The 2,422-nt window shown below is 62.9% G+C and carries 2 protein-coding genes; both read right to left on the reverse strand.

Annotated elements, in window-relative coordinates; genetic code table 11:
- Window positions 1-685, reverse strand: a 685-nt coding sequence (istB, locus tag AC13CY_RS10900; RefSeq protein WP_483052513.1) for an IS21-like element helper ATPase IstB, incomplete at its 3' end; no start/stop codon positions are given.
- Window positions 686-699: 14 nt separating this feature from the next.
- Window positions 700-2,244: an IS21 family transposase gene (gene istA, locus AC13CY_RS10905; RefSeq protein WP_172515136.1), complete on the reverse strand. Its 1,545-nt coding sequence runs from the start codon at window positions 2,242-2,244 to the stop codon at window positions 700-702.
- Window positions 2,245-2,422: the final 178 nt, after the last annotated feature.

Here is a 2,422-nt window from a genome sequence, read left to right on the forward strand (position 1 = left end):
GGTGAGCGCCGTGCAGGAGCCGATCCATGATGGCGTCTGCCAGCGTGGCGGAGCCGATGTAGTCATGCCAGTGCTCCGTGGGTAACTGGCTGGCGATGAGGGTGGAGCCCCGCCCGTGTCGGTCTTCGATTACTTCCATCAGGTCCTGCCGCTGCTGCGCCGTGATCTTCTGCATGCCCCAGTCATCCAGGATCAGCAGGTTGGTCTTCAGCAACTGGTTCATCAGCCGACCGTAGCTACCATCACCGTGCGCGATGCGCACCTGCTCGAACAGGCGCGGCACTCGCAGGTAGCGCACCGAGAGGCCTTGCCGGCAGGCCTGATTGCCCAGGGCACAGGCCAGCCAGGTCTTGCCGCAACCGGTAGGCCCGGTGATGCACAGGTTCAGGGACTGGCGGATCCAGTCGCTGCTCGCCAGGGCCGCCATACGCGAGCGTTCCAGTCCCCGGGGATGACGGTAATCGATGTCTTCGATGCACGCCGGCACGCGCAGGCGGGCGGCCTTGAGCAGCCGGTCCAGCCGACGGTTTTCCCGGTGCAGCACCTCCCGATCCACTAACAGGGCCAGGCGTTCCTCGAACGCCAGGTCGTGGGTTTCCGGTTGGGCGCGTTGTTGTTCCAGGGCATCGCCCATGCCCGTCAGCTTGAGGTGGCGCAAGGTATCGAGGGTGTTGTGCGTTAGCATACGTTTCTCCGGGATCAGTGGTAGTAGTGGGGGCCGCGAACGTTGGTGTGAACCGGCAGCTCGGTCAGTTCCGGTGGCTCCTCGACCACCGGCAGCGGTAACTGATCCAGCCCCTGCTTCAGGATCGAGGTGATGCTCTGGTAACTGGCGGAGTGGATGGCCAGCGCCCGGGCACAGGCCTGCTCCAGGCGATCACGACTGTAGCGCCGACTAAGGTTCAGAAGTCCCAGGCAGGCGCGGTAACCATGTTCCGGATGAGGCCGATCCTTGAGCTGCTTCTGCACCACGCCCAGCGTGCCGGGGCCGATGTCATTGGCCCAGTTCAGGAACCGTCCCGGTGACCAGTTCTGATGGGCCTGGTGCGATTTAGGCATGTGTTCAGTCAGGGTGGCGAAGCGGCCCTTACCATGACGAGGATGTAGCGCCACTCGCTGCCCTTTGTGCATGACCTCCACGGAGGTGTCGGTCACCCGAACGTCCAGCTTCACCCCCACCAGGGCGTGGGGCACGCTGTATAGCCGCTTCTCGATCTCGATGTGATAGTCGATACCCGGCCGTGCCTTACGCCACTCGGCGTAGGTGTAGGGCGTGGCGGGGAGTGGTCGTAGTGCCGGTCGGTCGAGGGCATCGAACAGGCTTTGACGACTCTCTGTCCGTCCTTGGAACGGGCGTTGGTTCAGCGCTGGTAACAACGCGGCGATGGCGGCGTTCAACTCGGCCAGAGAGAAGAACGTCTGGTGCCGTAACCGGGCCAGGATCCAGCGCTCGACCAACAGCACGGCGGCTTCAGCCTTTGCCTTGTCCTTGGGCTTGTAGGGACGCGCGGGCAGCACCGCCGTCTGATAGTGAGCAGCCAGTTCAGTGTAAGTCTCGTTGATCTTCGGGGTGTAACGGTCCGCCTTGGTGACCGCTGCCTTGAGGTTGTCCGGAACCAGCAGTGCCGGCACCCCGCCGAAGAACGTCAGCATCCGTTGGTGGGAGGCGATCCAGTCCGGCAGGCTCTGGCTCCCGGTGGCCTCGGCGAAGGTGTAGCTGGAGGCGCCAAGCACGGCGACAAAGACCTGGGCCTGACGCATCTCTCCGGTGCTCCGGTCCACCACCGGCACGGTCGGTCCGCAGTAATCGATAAAGACCTTCTCGCCGGCCCGGTGAACCTGGCGCATGCTGCGCCGTTGCCGCCCCCGCCAGAGCCGGTAGTGGTGGCAGAATTGGCTGTAGCGGTAGGCCTTGTCGCCGTGGCGTTCCGTGTACTCGGCCCAGAGCAATTGCAAGGTAACGCCCTTGGTCTTGAGTTCCTGGTGGACCTGGAAGTAATCCGGCTCGGCAAAGCGTGAGGGCGGTGCCTTGACGGGGAACAGCCGTGCTTCCAGCCAGGCCTCATCAGCATCCTCGGGCAACGGCCAAGTGATGCCCTTCGCCTGGGCCTGGCTGACGTACTTGCCGACCACGCCTTTGGAGAGACCACAGGCGCGGGCAATGCGGTCGTGGCTCAGGCCTACTTCGTGCTTGAGGCGCAAGACCTCGATGATCTGTCGCATGGAAATCCTCGCAGCCGGCATCCGCACTTCCTCGTGATGAAAAAGAAGGGTATGCCGAATAAAGTTGAAGAATTCCAGCGTGTTGGATGTGATTCCGGGGGAACGTGACCGATGATTCCGGCAACGTGACCAGCGATTCCGGAAAATTGCCCAAAATCGGTCACGATAAAACGGAATGCGCGGTCACCATCATCCAGAA

This window comes from Vreelandella sp. L-15 (genome assembly GCF_056857635.1).